Annotated in this window: 15 protein-coding genes; 4 read left to right on the top strand and 11 right to left on the bottom strand. The window is 73.5% G+C overall.

The genetic code is table 11. The features are described 5' to 3' along the window. Positions 1-74: 74 nt before the first annotated feature. The 3 genes from FF100_RS00380 to FF100_RS00370 form a co-directional block, all read right to left on the bottom strand. Positions 75-1256: a winged helix-turn-helix domain-containing protein gene (locus FF100_RS00380; protein ID WP_139033592.1), complete on the bottom strand. Its 1182-nt coding sequence runs from the start codon at positions 1254-1256 to the stop codon at positions 75-77. Positions 1257-1260: 4 nt separating this feature from the next. After that, on the bottom strand, positions 1261-3090 hold the full coding sequence (ilvD, locus tag FF100_RS00375; RefSeq protein WP_139033591.1) for a dihydroxy-acid dehydratase: 1830 nt from the start codon (positions 3088-3090) through the stop codon (positions 1261-1263). Between the two features lie 92 nt (positions 3091-3182). Then, the gene (locus FF100_RS00370; protein ID WP_139033590.1) at positions 3183-3452 is read right to left on the bottom strand and encodes a hypothetical protein; all 270 of its coding nucleotides are present in this window, start codon (positions 3450-3452) and stop codon (positions 3183-3185) included. Positions 3453-3606: 154 nt separating this feature from the next. On the opposite strand from FF100_RS00370, the gene FF100_RS00365 reads away from it, so the two are divergent. Beyond that, on the top strand, positions 3607-5463 hold the full coding sequence (locus FF100_RS00365) for an ABC transporter ATP-binding protein (RefSeq protein WP_139033589.1): 1857 nt from the start codon (positions 3607-3609) through the stop codon (positions 5461-5463). A gap of 66 nt (positions 5464-5529) precedes the next feature. Here FF100_RS00365 and FF100_RS38270 read toward each other — a convergent pair whose 3' ends face one another. Then, positions 5530-6390, bottom strand: a complete 861-nt coding sequence (locus FF100_RS38270; protein ID WP_139033588.1) for a BLUF domain-containing protein — start codon at positions 6388-6390, stop codon at positions 5530-5532. Continuing rightward, the gene (locus FF100_RS00355; protein ID WP_246101852.1) at positions 6387-8138 is read right to left on the bottom strand and encodes a putative bifunctional diguanylate cyclase/phosphodiesterase; all 1752 of its coding nucleotides are present in this window, start codon (positions 8136-8138) and stop codon (positions 6387-6389) included. Before FF100_RS00355 ends, FF100_RS38270 begins: the two co-directional genes overlap by 4 nt. Positions 8139-8913: 775 nt before the next feature. Here FF100_RS00355 and FF100_RS00350 point away from each other — a divergent pair. Continuing rightward, a complete protein-coding gene (locus FF100_RS00350) occupies positions 8914-9126 on the top strand; it encodes a DUF4287 domain-containing protein (RefSeq protein WP_139033587.1) in 213 nt (70 codons plus the stop codon). A gap of 174 nt (positions 9127-9300) precedes the next feature. Here FF100_RS00350 and FF100_RS00345 read toward each other — a convergent pair whose 3' ends face one another. The 5 genes from FF100_RS00345 to FF100_RS00325 are packed head-to-tail and all read right to left on the bottom strand — an operon-like array spanning position 9301 to position 13463. After that, positions 9301-9675 carry a VOC family protein gene (locus FF100_RS00345; protein ID WP_139033586.1) on the bottom strand — a complete coding sequence of 125 codons (375 nt, stop codon included), beginning with the start codon at positions 9673-9675 and terminating at the stop codon, positions 9301-9303. A gap of 48 nt (positions 9676-9723) precedes the next feature. Beyond that, the gene (locus tag FF100_RS00340) at positions 9724-10317 is read right to left on the bottom strand and encodes an SAM-dependent methyltransferase (protein ID WP_139033585.1); all 594 of its coding nucleotides are present in this window, start codon (positions 10315-10317) and stop codon (positions 9724-9726) included. A 23-nt stretch (positions 10318-10340) separates the two neighbouring features. Then, entirely contained in the window at positions 10341-11078 is a 738-nt protein-coding gene (locus FF100_RS00335) for a PIG-L deacetylase family protein (RefSeq protein WP_139033584.1), read from the bottom strand. Next, positions 11078-12208, bottom strand: a complete 1131-nt coding sequence (locus FF100_RS00330) for an acyl-CoA dehydrogenase family protein (RefSeq protein ID WP_139033583.1) — start codon at positions 12206-12208, stop codon at positions 11078-11080. Before FF100_RS00330 ends, FF100_RS00335 begins: the two co-directional genes overlap by 1 nt. A 49-nt stretch (positions 12209-12257) precedes the next feature. After that, positions 12258-13463, bottom strand: coding sequence for a glycosyltransferase (locus tag FF100_RS00325; RefSeq protein ID WP_246101851.1), 1206 nt, complete (start codon positions 13461-13463; stop codon positions 12258-12260). A gap of 121 nt (positions 13464-13584) precedes the next feature. On the opposite strand from FF100_RS00325, the gene FF100_RS00320 reads away from it, so the two are divergent. Both FF100_RS00320 and FF100_RS00315 read left to right on the top strand, forming a co-directional pair. Beyond that, positions 13585-14742, top strand: coding sequence for an MFS transporter (locus FF100_RS00320; RefSeq protein ID WP_171069996.1), 1158 nt, complete (start codon positions 13585-13587; stop codon positions 14740-14742). After that, on the top strand, positions 14742-15950 hold the full coding sequence (locus tag FF100_RS00315; RefSeq protein WP_139033580.1) for an MFS transporter: 1209 nt from the start codon (positions 14742-14744) through the stop codon (positions 15948-15950). Before FF100_RS00320 ends, FF100_RS00315 begins: the two co-directional genes overlap by 1 nt. On the opposite strand, the gene FF100_RS00310 is transcribed toward FF100_RS00315, so the two are convergent. Next, the gene (locus FF100_RS00310; RefSeq protein ID WP_139033579.1) at positions 15917-16897 is read right to left on the bottom strand and encodes a catalase family peroxidase; all 981 of its coding nucleotides are present in this window, start codon (positions 16895-16897) and stop codon (positions 15917-15919) included. The genes FF100_RS00315 and FF100_RS00310 overlap by 34 nt on opposite strands. Positions 16898-16994: the final 97 nt, after the last annotated feature.

The raw sequence follows: 16994 nt of genomic DNA, 5'->3' as shown, positions 1-16994 counted from the left end.
ATCGATTATATGGTCGCCAGAAAAATATCTAATAATATATTATATTTAAATCGCTTAAAATAATATATGCGACTTCAGGCCTTGATTTTGTCGATAAATGATGCAGTAATATTCAATTCATCCAAGTCTAACCACCCCGCCAAAACACTCAACTCCACTCCCAACGCCTCCATCGCCCCCTGCGCCACTCCCGGCTCCCAATGAACTGCGTGGACGATGAGCCGCGACCCCGCCCGATCTGCCTTCAAATCCACCCGCCCCACCAACTCCTCCCCGAACAGGAACGGCAGCACGTAATACCCGTACTGCCGCTGCGCCGCCGGGGTGTAGATCTCGATGCGGTAGCGGAAGCCGAACAGGCGCTCGGTGCGGGTGCGCTCCCAGACCAGGGGGTCGAAGGGGGCGAGCAAGGCTTGGGCCGAGACGCGGCGGGGGATCTTGGCATCGCGGTGGAGGTAGGCGGGGGGCCAGCCGGGCACCTCGGCCGGGAGCAGGGTGCCCTCCTCGACCAGCCGGGCGATGGCCACGGCGGCGTCGGCGGGCCCGAGGCGGAAATAGTCGCGGAGTTCCGACGCCGTGGCGATCCCGAGGGCCCGGGCGGAGAGGTCCACCAACCGGGCCTGCGCCTCCGCCTCCGGCACGTCGGGCAGAGAGAAAATGTCCGGCGGGATCACCCGCTCGGGGAGGTCGTAGACCCGTTCGAAGCTGCGCCGACGCGTCGCGGTGGTGACGTGGCCGGCGTAGAACAGCCATTCGAGCATGCGCTTCGGCTCGCTCCACTCCCACCAGCCGGCCCGGCCGGTCTGGATGTCGGAGGCCGAGAGCGGGCCCTCGTCGCGCAGGCGCGCGAGCAACGCCATCGCCTCGGCCCGGCGCTCGGTCGCGAAGATCCGCATCCCGGTATAGCCGGCCTGCCCCCGGTCGGCCCGGGCCATGCGCCAGCGCAGCAGCGGGTGGAGGGCGAGCGGCAGGAGCGAGCATTCGTGCGCCCAGTACTCGAACAGCCGCCGGTCGCGCCGGGGGCCCCAGGCGCGGCGGTCGAGGAGGGCGATGTCGTAGGCGCCGAGCCGGGAGAAGGCCGGCAGGTAATGCGCCCGCACCAGGACGTTGACGCTGTCGATCTGGTGCAGGCCGAGCCGGTCGATCGTGGCGGCGAGGTGCCGGGGACCGGCCGTGGGAGGGCGTGCGGCGTGAAACCCTTGCGCCGCCAGGGCGACCCGGCGGGCTTCCGGAGGCGTCAGCCGCACGATCCCCATCGGTTTAGATCTTCCGCACGGCCCCGTGGGCGGCGCTGGTGGTCATGCTGGCGAAGGCCCGGAGCGCCGCGCTCACCTTGCGCTTCCTCGGGGCGGCGGGCTGCCAGCCCTTGGCGGCTTGCGCGGCGCGGCGGCTCTCGATCTCGGCCGGATCGACCGCGAGGTGGATGCGGCGGTTCGGGATGTCGATCTCGATCCGGTCGCCCTGCTCGACGAGGCCGATGAGCCCGCCCTCGGCCGCTTCCGGCGAGACGTGGCCGATCGACAGTCCCGAGGAGCCGCCGGAGAAGCGCCCGTCGGTGACCAGCGCGCAGGCTTTGCCGAGGCCCTTCGACTTCAGGTAGCTCGTCGGATACAGCATCTCCTGCATGCCGGGGCCGCCGCGGGGGCCCTCGTAGCGGATCAGCACCACCTCGCCGGCCTTGACCTTGCCGCCCAGGATGCCGTCCACCGCCGCGTCCTGGCTCTCGAAGACGTGGGCCGGGCCCGAGAAGGTCAGGATGCTGGCATCCACACCGGCGGTCTTCACGATGCAGCCGTCTTCCGCCAGGTTGCCGTACAGCACCGCAAGGCCGCCATCCTGCGAGTAGGCGTGGGCGGCATCGCGCACCACCCCGCCCTCGCGGTCGAGGTCGAGGTCGTCGAAGCGCGAGGCCTGGCTGAACGCGACCTGGGTCGGCACGCCGCCGGGCGCCGCGCGGTAGAACTCGCGCACGCTCTCGCTGGTGGTGCGGGCGACGTCCCAGCGCGCCAGCGCGTCCTTGAGGGTGCCGGCGGCGACGTTGCCGACTTGCGTGTCGATCAGGCCGGCCCGGTCGAGCTCGCCGAGGATCGCCATGATGCCGCCGGCGCGGTGCACGTCCTCCATGTGGACGTTGGCGACGGCCGGCGCGACCTTGCACAGGACCGGCACCCGGCGCGACAGCCGGTCGATATCGGCCATGGTGAAGGGCACCTCGCCCTCATAGGCGGCGGCGAGCAGGTGCAGCACCGTGTTGGTCGAGCCGCCCATGGCGATGTCGAGGGTCATGGCGTTCTCGAACGCCGTCATCGAGGCGATCGCGCGCGGCAGCACGGAAAAGTCGTCCTGCTCGTAGTGGCGCCGGGCGAGGTCGACGATCAGGTGGCCGGCCTCGACGAACAGGCGCTTGCGGTCGGCGTGGGTCGCCAGGACCGAGCCGTTGCCGGGCAGCGAGAGACCCAGCGCCTCGGTGAGGCAGTTCATCGAGTTGGCGGTGAACATGCCCGAGCACGAGCCGCAGGTCGGGCAGGCCGAGCGCTCGATCACCTGCACGTCCTCGTCGGTGACGCGGTCGTCGGCGGCGGCGATCATCGCGTCGACGAGGTCGACCTTCTTGATGCCGGTCGAGAGGTGGACCTTGCCGGCCTCCATCGGCCCGCCGGAGACGAACACCACCGGGATGTTGAGGCGGAGCGCCGCCATCAGCATGCCGGGGGTGATCTTGTCGCAGTTCGAGATGCACACCATGGCGTCGGCGCAATGCGCGTTGACCATGTACTCGACCGAATCGGCGATCAGGTCGCGGGACGGCAGCGAGTAGAGCATGCCGTCATGGCCCATCGCGATGCCGTCATCGACCGCGATGGTGTTGAACTCCTTGGCGACGCCGCCCGCCGCCTCGATCTCCCGCGCCACGAGCTGGCCGAGGTCCTTCAGGTGGACGTGGCCGGGCACGAACTGCGTGAACGAGTTCACCACCGCGATGATCGGCTTGCCGAAATCGGCATCCTTCATGCCGGTGGCGCGCCACAGGCCGCGGGCGCCGGCCATGTTGCGGCCGTGGGTGGTGGTGCGGGAGCGATAGGCGGGCATCGGAACTCTTCTAAGGGAGGCTCCTCGGCGTCATGCCGCCGCGACCCCGCCCGCTGCAAGTCCCTGGATGCAGATCAGGCCCGCACTCGCCGCTACTTCGAGCAGCCGATGCAGATGCCCTTCATGATCTGGTCCTCGCGCCGCTCCTCCTGGCGGTTGCGCGACGTGACCGTGCCGGTCTCGTCGGGCCCGAGGCTGCCGGGCTTCGGCACGGTCTGGCCGACGGCGCTGGTGTTCGGCGCCCGGATCGTCGAGGCCGGCCCGCCGCCGGTGCCGGTCTCGCTCGGCGGGGTTTGCGCGAGGGCGGGGAGGGGGGCCAGCAGCCCGAGGGCGAGAAGGGGGGCGAGGAAGCGGGCCGACATGGTGTGCGTCCTTCGTGAAGCTCTGGCTGAGTCGACGCGGGGCGGACGGTGAAGTTCCCATCGGCACTGAAGGCGTCGAGGCGCGCGCTGGCCGGGGAAGGCGAAGGCGTCCACCGCCGGCGAAAGCGCGGCCGGTGCGCCTATATCCGCCCGTATGGACGCCCCCTCCGACGACCGCCCCTCCCTCCGCCGCCGCGCCATCGCCCGGCTCGGCCCGTTGCGCCACCTGCCCGCCCTGTTCCGCCTCGCCGTCGCGGCCGATCCGGGGCTCACCGCCGCCAGCCTGGCCTTGCGGCTCATGCGCGCCGGGTTGCCGGCCCTGATGCTCTACATCGCCAAGCTGGTGGTCGATGCCGTGGTGGCGGGACGGGGCGGGCCGCCGCCGGAGGCCGGCTGGCTCGCCGATCCGCGGCTGCACCACATCGCGGCCCTCGTCGCCATCGAGCTCGCCCTCGCGATCGCCTCGGACCTGCTCGGGCGGGCGACCTCGTATGTCGACGGGGTGCTGGCGGAGAAGGTCGGCAATGCCACGACCCTCCGCCTGATGACCCACGCCGCCTCCCTCGACCTCGAGCAGTTCGAGGACAGCGCGGTGCAGGACCGGCTGGAGCGGGCCCGGCGCCAGGTGGCCTGGCGCTCGAACCTGATCGGCCAGCTGCTCGGCCAGCTCCAGGATCTCGTCACCGCGCTCACGCTGGCGGTCGCCGTCGGCACGATCCTGCCGGGGCTGGTGCTGCTGCTGGTGCTGGCCCTGATCCCGGCCTTCCTCAACGAGCTGCACTTCAACGCCCGCGGCTACCGCCTCGCCTGGCGCCGCAGCCCGGACCGGCGCGAGACCGACTACCTGCGCTATCTCGGCGCCGATGCGCACAGCGCCAAGGAGGTGAAGCTGTTCGGCTTGGCCTCGCACCTCGCCGAGCGGTTTCGCGATCTCGCCGCCCGGCTGCTGGCCGAGAACCGGGAGCTGGCCCGGCACCGGGCGCTGGCCGGCGGCGCCTTCGCGACGCTGGGCACGCTCGCCTACTATGCCGCCTACCTGGTCATCGCCGGGGAGGCGCTCGCCGGCACGCTCACGGTGGGCGACCTCACCTTCCTGGGCGGCGCTTTCTTACGCCTGCGCGGCCTCGTCGAGGGGCTGCTGCTCGGCGCCTCGCAGCTGCTCGGCCAGGCGCAGTATCTCGACGACCTGTTCTCGTTCTTCACCATCGCGCCGACCATCCGCTCGCAGCCCGGCGCCCGTCCCGTGCCGGAGCGCCTGCGCGAGGGGTTCGTGTTCGAGGATGTCGGCTACCGCTATCCCGGCGAGGAGCGCTGGGCCGTGCGCCACCTGTCCCTCCGCATCCGGGCCGGCGAGGTGGTGGCGCTCGTCGGCGAGAACGGCGCCGGCAAGACCACGATCGTCAAGCTGCTCGCCCGCCTCTACGCCCCGACGGAGGGGCGGATCCTGCTCGATGGCCGCGATCTCGCCGAGTACGACCTCGACTCGTTGCGCGCCCGGATCGGCGTGATCTTCCAGGATTTCATGCGGTTCGACTTCACCGCCGGCGACAACATCGCGGTCGGCCGCATCGAGGCGCGGGAGGACCGGGACGGGATCGCGCTCGCGGCCCAACGGGCGCTGGCCGATGCGGTGATCGCGCGCCTGCCGGGTGCGTACGACCAGCGCCTCGGCCGGCGCTTCGAGGACGGCGTCGAGTTGTCGGGCGGCGAGTGGCAGAAGGTGGCGATCGCCCGGGCCTACCGGCGCGACGCGGCGGTCCTCGTCCTCGACGAGCCGACGGCGGCCCTCGATGCCGGCGCCGAGGCCGAGGTGTTCCGCCGCTTCGCCGACCTCGCGGCGGGGCGCACCGCGCTCCTCATCTCGCACCGCTTCTCCACCGTGCGCCGGGCCGACCGGATCGTGGTGCTCGCCGGCGGGCAGGTCCTGGAGGAGGGGACCCACGCCGCGCTGGTGGCCCGGGGCGGGCGCTACGCCGAGCTGTTCGAGCTGCAGGCGGCGGGGTACCGGTGACGGCGTGACGCCCGGTCGATCCGGCTCCGGCGATCCGGCTCCTGCGATCCTGCTGCGCGGCGCCCTTCAGGCCACCGATCGCGCGGGCCCCGGCACGTCCCGCGGCACCTCCCCGGTGCGGCGCATCTCCTGCGCCTCCCGGCACAGCAGGTCGGCGAGCACCCGGGCCCGCTCGGCCCAGTGGTCGCGCTCTTCGCGCAGGGCGTCGAGCTGGTCGCGGCCGGCCGCCAGGGCGACCGCGAGGTCGTCGACCTCGGCCGACAGGGCGTGCGCCCGGTCGCGCTCGCGGGCGAGCGCCGTGCGCAGGACCGCGACCGCCGCGGATCCCGCCTCCGGCGCCAGGGTCTCCCGCGAAGGAGCCTCCCGCGAAGGAACCTCCCGCGACGCGGCCTCCCGCCGCCCCATTTCGGCCGGGGCCGGCGCGGCGGGTGCGGGAGCGGTCTCCACCGGGGCGACCAGGACCGGCGCCGCCGCGGCCGGGGTCACCGCGAGCGGGGTGCCCTCCTCGTCCAGCACCAGGCCGTGCAGCATCGCGAACACCCCGTCGCCGTCGAGGCGGGCGAGGTCGAAGCCGCTCTCGGCGGCGAGCCCGCACCACAGCGCCTGGCCGCGGGCCGACTGGCCGACGAAGGCCATCGACCAGTCGGGGAAGCCGCGGGCCTCGACCGGGCCGCATTGCAGCACCGTCACGTCGCCGTGGCGCTCGTCGCGCTGGATGCGCTCGAACGTGTCCTCGACGCCCTTGCGCGGGCCCTCCAGCACCTGGGCGAAGGCGCCGCCGTTGAACATCAGCGCGCCGGTGACGCCGACCTTGCGGTTGTTGGCCTGCGAGGCGTCGAGGATCTGGCGCAACGCCGCCGAGACCGCGTGGTCGGGGCCCTGGAGCAGGTTCTTGCTGGCATAGACCAGGCGGTACAGGTCGCTCATCGGCGGGCTCCGGAGGCGGGCGTGGCGGAGGCGCCGAGGAGGCGCAGGAGGTCGTCGGCGGGGAGCGGCTTGCTGATCAGGTAGCCCTGCACGTCGGTGCAGCCCTCGGCGCGGATGCGGTGCAGCTGCTCCTCCGTCTCGACGCCCTCCGCCACCGTGGTCATGCCGAGGCTGCGGCCGAGGCCGGCGATCGCCCGGATGATCGCCTCGCCGTCGGCCTTCGCCCCCGGATTCGTCTGGGCGCAGATGTCGGTGACGAAGGAGCGGTCGATCTTGATCTTGTCGAACGGGAAGGCGCGCAGGTAGCTCAGGGACGAGTAGCCGGTGCCGAAATCGTCCATCGACACCCGCACGCCCAGATCCCGCAGGCGGTGGAGGGTGTGCAGGGTCTTCTCGTTCTCCTGCAGCAGCACGCCCTCGGTGATCTCGACCTCGAGCCGCGCCGCCGGCAGGCCGGCGAGGCTGAGCGCCGACACGATGGTCTCGACGAGACGGTCGCTCTTGAACTGCGCCGGCGAGACGTTGACGGCGACCGAGAGCGGCCGCGGCCAGGAGGCGGCGTCGCGGCAGGCCTGGCGGATCACCCACTCGCCGATCGGCACGATCAGGCCGATCTCCTCGGCGAGCGGGATGAAGTCGAGCGGCGAGACCAGCCCGCGCTCCGGGTGGCGCCAGCGGATCAGCGCCTCGCAGCCGACCAGGCGATCGTCGGCGAGGCTGAGCTGCGGCTGGTAATGGAGCAGGAACTCGCGCCGGGCGAGCGCCTGGCGCATGTCGAGCTCCAGGCGCCGGCGCGCCTGCATCCGCGCATCCATCGCCGGCTCGAAGAACCGGAACGTGCTGCGCCCGTCGAGCTTGGCGCGGTAGAGGGCGAGGTCGGCGTTCTTCAGAAGGCGATCGGCGTCGCTGCCGTCGGCCGGTGCCAGGGCGACGCCGACGCTCGCCCCGATCGAGAGCAGCTGGCCCTCGATCATGTAGGTGCGGCCGACGAGGTCGACGACGCGGCGCGCCAGCGCCTGGGCCTCGCCGGGCTCGGACACGCCGGCCTGCAGCACCACGAACTCGTCGCCGCCGATCCGGGCCACGGTGTCTCCGGCCCGGACCATCGAGCGCAGGCGGTCGGCCACCTTCTGCAACAGGGCATCGCCGACCGGGTGGCCGAGCGTGTCGTTGACCGGCTTGAAGCGGTCGAGGTCGACGAGGAGCACCGCGCAGCCTTCGCCCGACCGTTGCAGGCGCAAGAGCGCGGCGTCGAGGTGCTCGCGCAACTCCAGGCGGTTCGGCAGGCCGGTGAGCGGGTCGAGGCGGGCCAGCTCATGGGCGCGGCTCTCCGCCTCCCGGCGGGCGCTCACATCCTCCAGCACCAGGGCGATGCCCTCGCCCGGGACCGGGTGCATCTCGACCTGGACGCTGTGGCCGCCGAGCGCGACGTCGACGATGGTCCCGCCGCGCAGCCGCGCGACGGTTTCCCGCGCGCCCGAGCCGGCGCCGGCCTGGGCGAGGCGCAGGAGCCGGCGCATGGTGGGCGCGCCGCCGAGGCCGAGCCGCCGCAGCAGGGCGAGGGCCGGCGCGGTGCAGGCGACGACGCGGCCGTCGGAATCGACCAGCAGGACGCCGTGCCGGACGGCGTCGAGGCCGCGGGCGAGACGCTGCATCGCGGTCGCGTCCGGCCCGTCCGCCCGGATGGGCGGGCATCCTGGCGCGGGATCCGGCGTGACGCGCAGGGCGGCGGAGAGGAGGGCGGTCATGGCAGGCGGGTGGGGCTCCGCGGGGACGCCGGCTCGGCGCGGCTGCGATACGGGATAGGACTATATTGCTGGAATTAATGCTTCGTCTCTTTCGGCATAGGTCATGCCGATTCTCAGGCAGTTTTCGCGTCGTCACGACGTGGTTTGCGCACATTCATCGGCGCCATCGAATGTAACGGCATAAGCTGCGACAAGCTCCGCCACTCTTTCGAGGAATGGTTCATGGATCGTCATCGGCGCCGTCCGACGGAGCGGGGGCCCGTTGGCGTGGAGAGGAGCTGATTGATCTAAGAAACGTCGGGACCCATGCGCGTTCGTGGCAAGCAAATACGAGCGCGGCGACGCTGCGGAATCCGGCCGGCGATCCAGTTTCGAGGGCCGAGCGTGGGTGTAAGGCGAAAGACCGGACGTCCCTCCGGCTCACGGGCGCCTCGTGAGCCTCGCCTCGTCTGCACCGACCGGGTCGCCGCGAAGGACAGGCCTGCCTGTCCCGCATGGGCAGGCGGATCGTGCACCGCCACCATCGCCATGAGGGCGGCGCCGATTGGTTCGGATCTGTCACCGTCTCGGCGCGGCCGAACTCTCCCGCCTCCTGCCGGCGTCCCGCTCACAGGGGGGCTCGGCGGCGGGGGGCGGGTGCGAACGCCGTCGCGGCGGGTGCCCGCAGGGTGAGGCCCGACGCCGGAGACCTGCCGCGCCGTCTCACCCGGAGAGGTTGCAGCCTGCGCGGTTTGCCGCGAAGCTGGCATCGGCCCGTTCGTGCGAGAGGTGCCTCATGTCGACCGAACCCGTCAGGGGACCGGCGTCGTATTTCCCGTCCATCGAGAAGAAGTACGGACGCTCCATCGGCGAATGGCAGCGGATGGTGCGGGACCGGCTGCCCGCAAAGCACATGGAGCTGGTCGCGATGCTGAAGGACGAGCACGGGATGGGGCACGGCCATGCCAACGCGATCGTCGCGCACGTGCTGTCCACGCGGACACCGTAGCCGACGCCGTTCGAGGACCGTTCTGATGCGATGTCCGGTCGATCGCCTCGCGATGCGGCGATCGGCTTCTCTCAAGTGTGGGGCGCCGGAGGTTCGACCGCGCGCGCCGGGGATCCGAGGTCCGGAAGGGATCCTCCGGAGGTCGCATCGAACGGGCTCCGAAGGATGGGCCTGCTACCGCGTCGCCTCCGTCCGCGCGGTGAGCTTGTTCCCGTCCGGATCGCGAAGGTAGGCGACGAAGGACCCGTTCGGGCGCTCGGTGGGCGGGCTCTCGATCGCGGTGCCGCCCTGCGCCGTGCCGGCCGCGTGCCAGGCGAGGACCTGCTCGCGGCTCGCCGCGGCGATCCCGATCGTGCCGCCATTGGCCGGGGTCGCCGGCTGGCCGTCGATCGGGCGGGTGATCATCAACCGGCCGCCCGCATGGGCGTAAATCAACCGGCCCCTGGCATCCATGACGCCGGGCTCGCCGCCCAGTGCGGCGAACGTGGCGTCGTAGAAGGCCCTGGACCGCGCGAGGTCGTTGCTGCCGATCATCACGTGGGTGAACATGCGCCTTCTCCGGCCTCGGACCGCGCGAACCGAGCGCGGTCCACGAGCCTACACCGCCTCCCGTCCCCGCAACACGTCCAACCGGTACGCCCCGGTCCGGACCTGCCGGTCGACCGCGAGGTGATCGCGTGTCTCGCGGATGAACAGGTCGGCGGCCTCGTCGCCGGTGAGCGGATAGTGCGTCTCGCCGGTCCAATGCACCAGGACGACGTCGCCGCTGGGCAGGAGGCTGGCCCGGATGCGGGCGGCGAGGCCGGCGACGTCGCCGGCATCGAGGTAGTAGACCACCTCCGACAGGAGGATCAGGTCGAAGCGTCCCTCCGGCCACGCGCCCGGCACCTGGGCACGCATGAAGCGCACGCCCGGGAGGTCGTGGCAGCGGGCGCGGGCCTGGGCGAGGGCGGCCTCGGCCACGTCGAGGGCGAGGAGGGCGTCGCAGCGGGGGCCCAGCGACGCGGTCAGCACCCCGATCGAGCAGCCGATCTCCAGCGCCGCGGCGTAACGCGGCCGGGTCAGGGCGTCGAGGGTGGCGGCGTACTTGTCGCGCTCGTAGGGGCTGGCGGCGAAGTTCCAGGGATCGGGATCGACGGCGTAGCGCGCGTCGAAATAGTCGGGCGGCAGCGAGGTCGTGTGGCGGGTCATCGGATCCTCCTCGTCGATGGTCCTCAGGGTGCGACCTCGATGAAGATCTCGTGGCCTTCGACGAAGCGGGCGATCATCGCCGGTTCCAGGCGGAAGCCCTCCGGATCGTCGGCGATGAGGTCGGTGGTCTGCGAGCGGTGGGCGGCGACGGCCGCCGCCTTGGCGGCGCGACGATGCGAGACGGCGAGGCGCGCCCCCCGGGGCGGCGGGCCGACGTCGGTCTCCGGCGGCAGCGTCCAGCCCCAGACCGGATAGGCGTAGAGGCGGATGCCGCCGAGACGATCCCGGGCGAGGCTTGCGATGGCCGCGCTCGCCCGGTGGTCGCAATGCGGGTCGTGCGCCCAGGTCACGAACAGGGCGGCGGCCCCGCAGGCCCGGGCCGCGTCGACGACCGCCTCCGCCGCCGCCTCGGCGTCGGGGCCGGAATCCGGCACGAACCGGTCCGGCAGGCCCAGGAAGGACACGTGCTCCGCGGCGAGCCCGAGATGGGCCGCCGCCGCCAGGGTCTCGGATTCGCGCAAGGTGCGCAGGCGCTCGGGCGGGTGGCTCGGCGAGTTCGGGTGCGAGCCGACCCCGTCGCTCACCACGACGAGGCGGAGCGGGACCCCGAGGGCGCGGGCCTCGGCGATGAGGCCGCCGCAGCCGAGGCTCTCGTCGTCGGGATGCGGCGCCACCACGACGATCCCGCCCGCCGGCACGATCTCGCGCAAGGCCCGCACGGGCAGCGCCGCGGCGGCGGCGAGGAACGCGTCGGCCCGCATCAGCGCGGCTCCTGCCAGAGCGCCGCGACCGGCTCGCTCGCGGCGAGGATCGTCGCGGCGGCGCCGGTGAGGGCCCGGTCGGGGGCGGGCTGGCGCAGGTAGGTCGCGAGGTCGCGCGACAGCCGTTCGAGCGGATGCCCGCGCAGGAAGCCCTGGAGGCCGACCGAGCGCTGGGCGAGGCCCAGCACCTCGAGCCCGGCCCGCTCGACCGCGAGCCGGGTCAGGTTGACGAAGGCGACGATGCGCTCCGCCGGCAGGGCGTCCTCGGCGACGAGGCCGGCCGCCCGCGCCACGAACAGCCGCGCGCCCTCGAGGGCGATGGCGCCCTCGCCGAGGCGGGCGAGCTGGTGGGGATCGTCGCCGCGCCCGGTCCGGGCGAGGTGGCCGCGCCAGGCCTCGAACACCGCCTCGATGCCCCCGAGCTGCACCGCCGCGAAGCGCCAGGCGCCGCCGGAGAAGTGCGGCTGCTGGTGGTAGTCGTCCGGCCCGCCGAGGCGGGCGAGCGGCGTCAGGCCGGTGAGATCGACGGTGCCGGTGGCCGAGGCCCGCATGCCCTGCGCATGCCAGGCCGAGAGATCGGCTCGGGTCCCGGGCTCGAGGGCGACGACGAGCATCAGCGGCGCCGTCTCCCCGGGCCGGCGCGCCGTCACCAGGGCGCGGGTGACGTGGCCGGCCCCCGAGGCGAAGGTCTTCCCCCCCGTCAGGCGCCCATCCGCGCCGAGGACGAGGCCGTCCGCGGGGGCCTCGGTGTTCCAGACTCCGAACAGGTGGCCCGCGCGCGCATCCGCGAACAGGGCGCGCCGCGCCGCCGGGTCGCCGTAGCGGCCGACGAGCTGGAGCGCGTTGACGTGGCCCTCGTAGACCCGGCCGAGCGCCAGGCTGCCGAAGCCGACGAGGCGCAAGGTCTCGGCGAGGTCGGCGGCCCCCGGCTCGTCGCCGAGGCCGGCGCCGCCGTCGGCCGCCGGCACCGGGGCGGCGAGGAGACCCATTTGGGCGAGGTCGGCCACGTCCTCGGCCGGGAAGCCGTCGTCGCGGTCCTGCCCGTCGGCCCGCGCGGCGGCGCGCTCCGCGACGCGGCGGGCGGCGGCGACGGCGTCGCGGACGAGGTCGGGCGGCGTGCGCTGGTCCATGTGTCGTCCCTGACGCTGCCGTGTGGTCGGGCGTGCGAGCGTGTCGAGGTCAGGCATGGCTGGCCGGCTCCGAGGCCTGCCCGAGGGCGGGCCGGGTCTTCCCGGGGCGGAGGCCGCGCAGGACCTGCCGTGACTGCGCCCCGTGCCGCAGCCCGGCGAGCAGCCTGTGCGCGCCCCGGATGTGCCGCGGCAGCGCGCCCGGCCGTAAGGGACGCGGGGCGAGAAGCGGGCTCTGCACCTCGATCGCCGCCAGCCGGGCGCCGAGGGTGGGGAGCGCGGCGATGCGGCGCGCCGCATCCGCCCCGATCCGCAGCCAGGGCGCCCACAGCCCGGTGCGGTCGAGCCGCCCGGCCGCGTGCAGGCGCCGCAGCCGGCGCCGCCAGGCGAAGCGGAACAGGGCGCGCCAGAGCGGTTCGAGGCGCGGGTCGCAGGGACTCTCGGGGGCTTCGCAGCGCCGGCGCATCGTGTCGGCGGCGCCGCCGGGAGCGCGGCCGTCGAGCCTGCCCGAGGTGACGACGACGATGTCGGGGGCGTGGCGCACCCGGGCATCCGCCGCCAGCAGCGCCGCCACGAAGGCCCGGTCCTCGCCGAGCGGGATCGCCGGCATGCCGCCGGCTGCGCGGTAGGCCGACAGGCGGACCGCCAGGGTCGCGCCCGAGCGGGTGGCGTGACGCGGCCAGGGATCGTGCGCGACCGGGTCGATCCAGGCCTCGAGGGCGATCAGGGCCGCCTCGTAGGCGCCCTCCAGCCGGCCGCGGGCATGGAGCGCGTCCGGCAGGCGCGCGGCCTCCGCCGCGTCGAGGGCGATGGTGCCGGCGATCGCGTCGGCGCCCTGCGCCAGGGCCGTGAGATTGCGGGCCACCCAGTCCGGCGGCACCCGGCTGTCGGCGTCGGTGGTGAGGATCACGCCGTCCGGCGCCGTCTCGCTCGGGCTCTCGTCGAGCCAGGCGGCGGCCGCCTCCATCGCTTCGCGCCGGGCCCAGCCGGCCTGCGCCCCGGCAAAATCGCGCTCGATCACCCGCAGCGGCAGGCGCAGCGACGGCGCGAGCGCCGCGACGGCCTCGGCCGTGCCGTCGGTGCAGTTGTTGAGGAACAGGACGACGCCCAGCGCGCCTTCGCCGATCCCCTCCTGCGTGGCCAGGGCGCGCAGGCAGGCCGCGATCCGGTCGACCTCGTTGCGCACCGGCACGGCGACGATGCAGCCCGGCGGCGGCGGGCCGCCGGGCTCGGGTTTCCGGCCGTCTCGATCAGTCACGCGCGGCGTCTCCGGCGAGCCGCCGCGTCGCACTGGCAGCCCCTGGCGACCCACATATGTCATACTCTCCCCCAGTCTCTGGGGTGCGACCAAATCGACGGTGAATCCCCGGAAGGCGTTCATGCAGCCCACCGCGAGCCTTCTGGCCCTCAACGTCGCCCTGGCGGGCGCGCGGGAGGGGTTCGGGCCCTTCCTCGGCGTCTACCTGCAGCAGCAGGGCTTCACCCCGGCGACCACCGGCCTCGCCATGGGGCTGGCCGGCCTCGCCGGCCTCGCGGTGACGACGCCGATCGGCGCCCTCGTCGACCGGATCCGGGCCAAGCGCGCGCTGCTTGCCGCCGCGGTCGGGGCGATCGCCCTCGGGGCGGTGGCGCTCGTCGCCACGAAGAGCCTGTGGCTGATCGCCCTCGCGCAGCTCGTCATCGGGGTCGCCGATACCAGCATCGCGCCGCTGGTCGCGGCCCTCACGCTGGGGCTCGTGGGCCAGGCGGCCTATGCCCGGCAGGTCTCGCGCAACGAGGCGTTCAACCATGCCGGCAACGCCGCCAACGCGGCTCTGGCGGCGATCCTGGGCTATACCTGCGGTCTCGGCTTCGTCGCGGTCGCCATCGTGGCGATGGCCGTGGCTTCCTGCGGCGTGCTCCTCACCCTCGACCCCGCGCGGATCGACCACGACGCGGCGCGCGGCGGCGAGCAGGGCGAGCGCTCGACCCTGCGGGTGCTGTTCGGGACCCGCCCGCTCCTGGTGCTGGCCGGAACCGTCCTGGCGTTCCAGACCGCCAACGGCGCGATGCTGCCGTTCCTCGCCCAGGCCCGCACCGCCGCCGGCGCCGATCCGAGCCTGACCACCGGGATCATGACCGTGACGGCACAGGTCACGATGATCGCCGCCGCCCTCGGCGCCGCCCGCCTCGCCGAGGGGCGGGGCCACGGCCGGGTGCTGTCCGTGGCGCTGGCCCTCGTCGTGATCCGCGGCGGGCTCGCAGCCTTCGCCGGGTCGTGGTTCTGGATCGTCCTGGTCCAGGTGCTGGAGGGGCTCGCCATGGGGCTTGCCGGCGTCGCGATCCCGGCGCTGGTGGCCAAGATCATGGCGGGCACCGGTCATGCGAGCGCCGGGCTCGGCGGCGTGATGACCGCCTACGGCGCCGGCGCCGCGCTGAGCCCGGTGATCGCCGGCCTGGTGGCGCAGTCCCTCGGCTTTCCCGCCGCCTTCTGGGCGCTCGCCGGCATCGCGGCGCTCGGCCTCGCACTGTGGCTCCTCGGCCGGCGGGGCGGGTGATGCGGTGGGGCTCGTTCCCGGCCTTCGTCGGCCTCCAGGGCGCGCTCTACGCGGCCTACGGCCTCGAAGCGCCGTTCCTGCCGAGCTTCCTCGCCGAGCGGGGCCTCGGCTCGGCCGAGATCGGCCTGGTCCTCGCCGCCGGCACCCTGGTGCGCCTCGTCGCTGGCCCGGCCGCCGGCCACCTCGCCGACCGGCGCGGGGCACCCCGGGCGGTCTTGGGCCTCGCGGCGGCGGCCTCCGGCGTGATCGCCTTCGCGTACCTGCCCGGGCACGGCCTGATTCCCCTGCTGGCGGTGAGCCTCGTCCACGCCGCGGTCACCGCGCCGCTCGCCCCGCTCGCCGACGCGCTGGCGCTGGCCGCCGCCGCGCGCGAGCGGGTGTTCGCCTATGGCTGGGTCCGCGGCGCCGGCTCGGCCGCCTTCGTGCTCGGGACGCTGATCGCCGGCCAGCTCGTCGGCTGGGCCGGCCTCGCGAGCGTCGTGGCCGCCAGCGGCGGGATGTTCCTCGTGATGGCGCTCGCCGCGACCCGGGTGCCGCAGGGCCGGCCCGAATCCACCGCGCCGTCCCTCGGCCCGTCGGGAATCCGGGAGCTGCTGAGGCTCGCGCCGTTCCGCCGGCTGCTGCTGGTTGCCGCCCTCGTCATCGGCAGCCACGCCCTCAACGACGCCTTCGCGGTGATCCGCTGGCGCGCGGCGGGCTTGGGACCCGGCACGATCAGCCTGCTGTGGTCGGCCGCGGTCGCCTCGGAGGTGGTGGTGTTCGTCCTCGCCGGCCCGTGGCTGCTCGCCCGGATCGGGCCCGCGCGGGCCGCGATGCTCGCGGCCGGGACCGGCGTTCTGCGCTGGGGCGCCATGGCGGCGAGCGGCGCGGTGCCGGTGCTCGCCGTGGCGCAGGCGAGCCACGGCCTCACCTTCGCCCTGCTGCACCTCGCGGTCATGCGGCGGATCGGCGAATTGGTGCCTGCGCATCTCGCCGCCACCGGCCAGACCCTCTACGGCACCTTCGGCCTCGGCCTCGCCTCGGCGGCTCTCACCGCCACGGGGGGCCTGCTCTACGGCGCGCTCGGCGCCGGGGCGTTCTGGATCATGGCCGCCTTGAGCGCCGCCGGCCTGCCGGTCGCGGCGGGGCTCGGGCGGGACGCGCCCCGGACTGAGGCGTCCGGGGCGCGCCGCGGTCAGTTCGAGCGCCGCGACAGCGAGACGGCGTAGGCCGGCGAGCGGATCGCGAACATCGGGTCGTCGGCCGGGCCGGCGATGCCGTCGGGCAGGTCGACCACCGGATCGAAGGTGGCGGCGTCGCAGGTGGCGTCGGGCTCGATGCCCGAGATCGCCAGGGTGCCGAGCGTGCGGGTCTTGCGCTCCTCCTCCGGCAGGGCGGCGGTGACGTCGGTGGTCGGGTCGCCCGCCTCGGGCAGGACCGCCACGAGGTCGAACTTCGCCGGGCCCTTCGCCAGCCGCTCCTTCAGCTCGTCGGCGTAGAAGCTGTCGGGCTTGGCCTTCAGCTCGTCGTCGGTGAGGGTCGCCTTGTCGGCGGCGACGAACTTGAGCCGGGCCTTGGTCGCCTCGCCCTTGGCGTTGGTCAGGGTGTAGGTGTGCACCGCCCAGTAGTCGGTGCCGGCGAAGCTCGCCGGCACCGGCCGCGCGTTGAGCCACGCCGCCTGGCGGCCGGTCTCCGGGTTCTTCGCCGCGAAGGCCTTGATCTTCTCGGGGTCCGGCTTGCCGTCCGGGCCCGGGGCCCGGACCTGGAGGAATTCGAGCAGCTGCGCCGGGGTCTTGGTCGAGAAGACCGGGGCGGAGATGATCACGAAGGTCAGGTCGCCGGCCGGGTCCTGCATCCGCATCGCGAAGCCGCGGGTGGTCGGCTTGGTCTTGTCCGAGATCTTCGGGTTGCCGCCGCCCATCGAGAAGCGGGCGGTGACCGGTACCGGCTTGGCGAATTGCGGCGCCTTCGACACGCTCGCCGCGTCGGCGGCGGGCGTGAACTGGCCCTTGAGGCAGACGCCCTTGGCGCCGCTCGCACGCACGCCCTTGTGGTCGCCGCTGACGGCGAATTGCAGGGCGACGATGGCGCCGGGATCGACCTCCTCGGCCTGCACGGGCGCGGCGAGGGAGGTCAGCACCGCGGCGCTGGCCAGAAGGGAAAGGGACCGGATCATGGGGGGCGCTTCCTCGGGATTGTCGAGGGCGACTTTGAATTGTGTGCAACCTTATTGCAAGACCAATTCCAATCTGTGTCCCGACCGTTTCCCGTCC

Source organism: Methylobacterium terricola (assembly GCF_006151805.1).
Taxonomy (GTDB): domain Bacteria; phylum Pseudomonadota; class Alphaproteobacteria; order Rhizobiales; family Beijerinckiaceae; genus Methylobacterium; species Methylobacterium terricola.
Note: the sequence above shows the minus strand (reverse complement) of the source record. Positions and strands in the feature narration are given on the sequence as shown.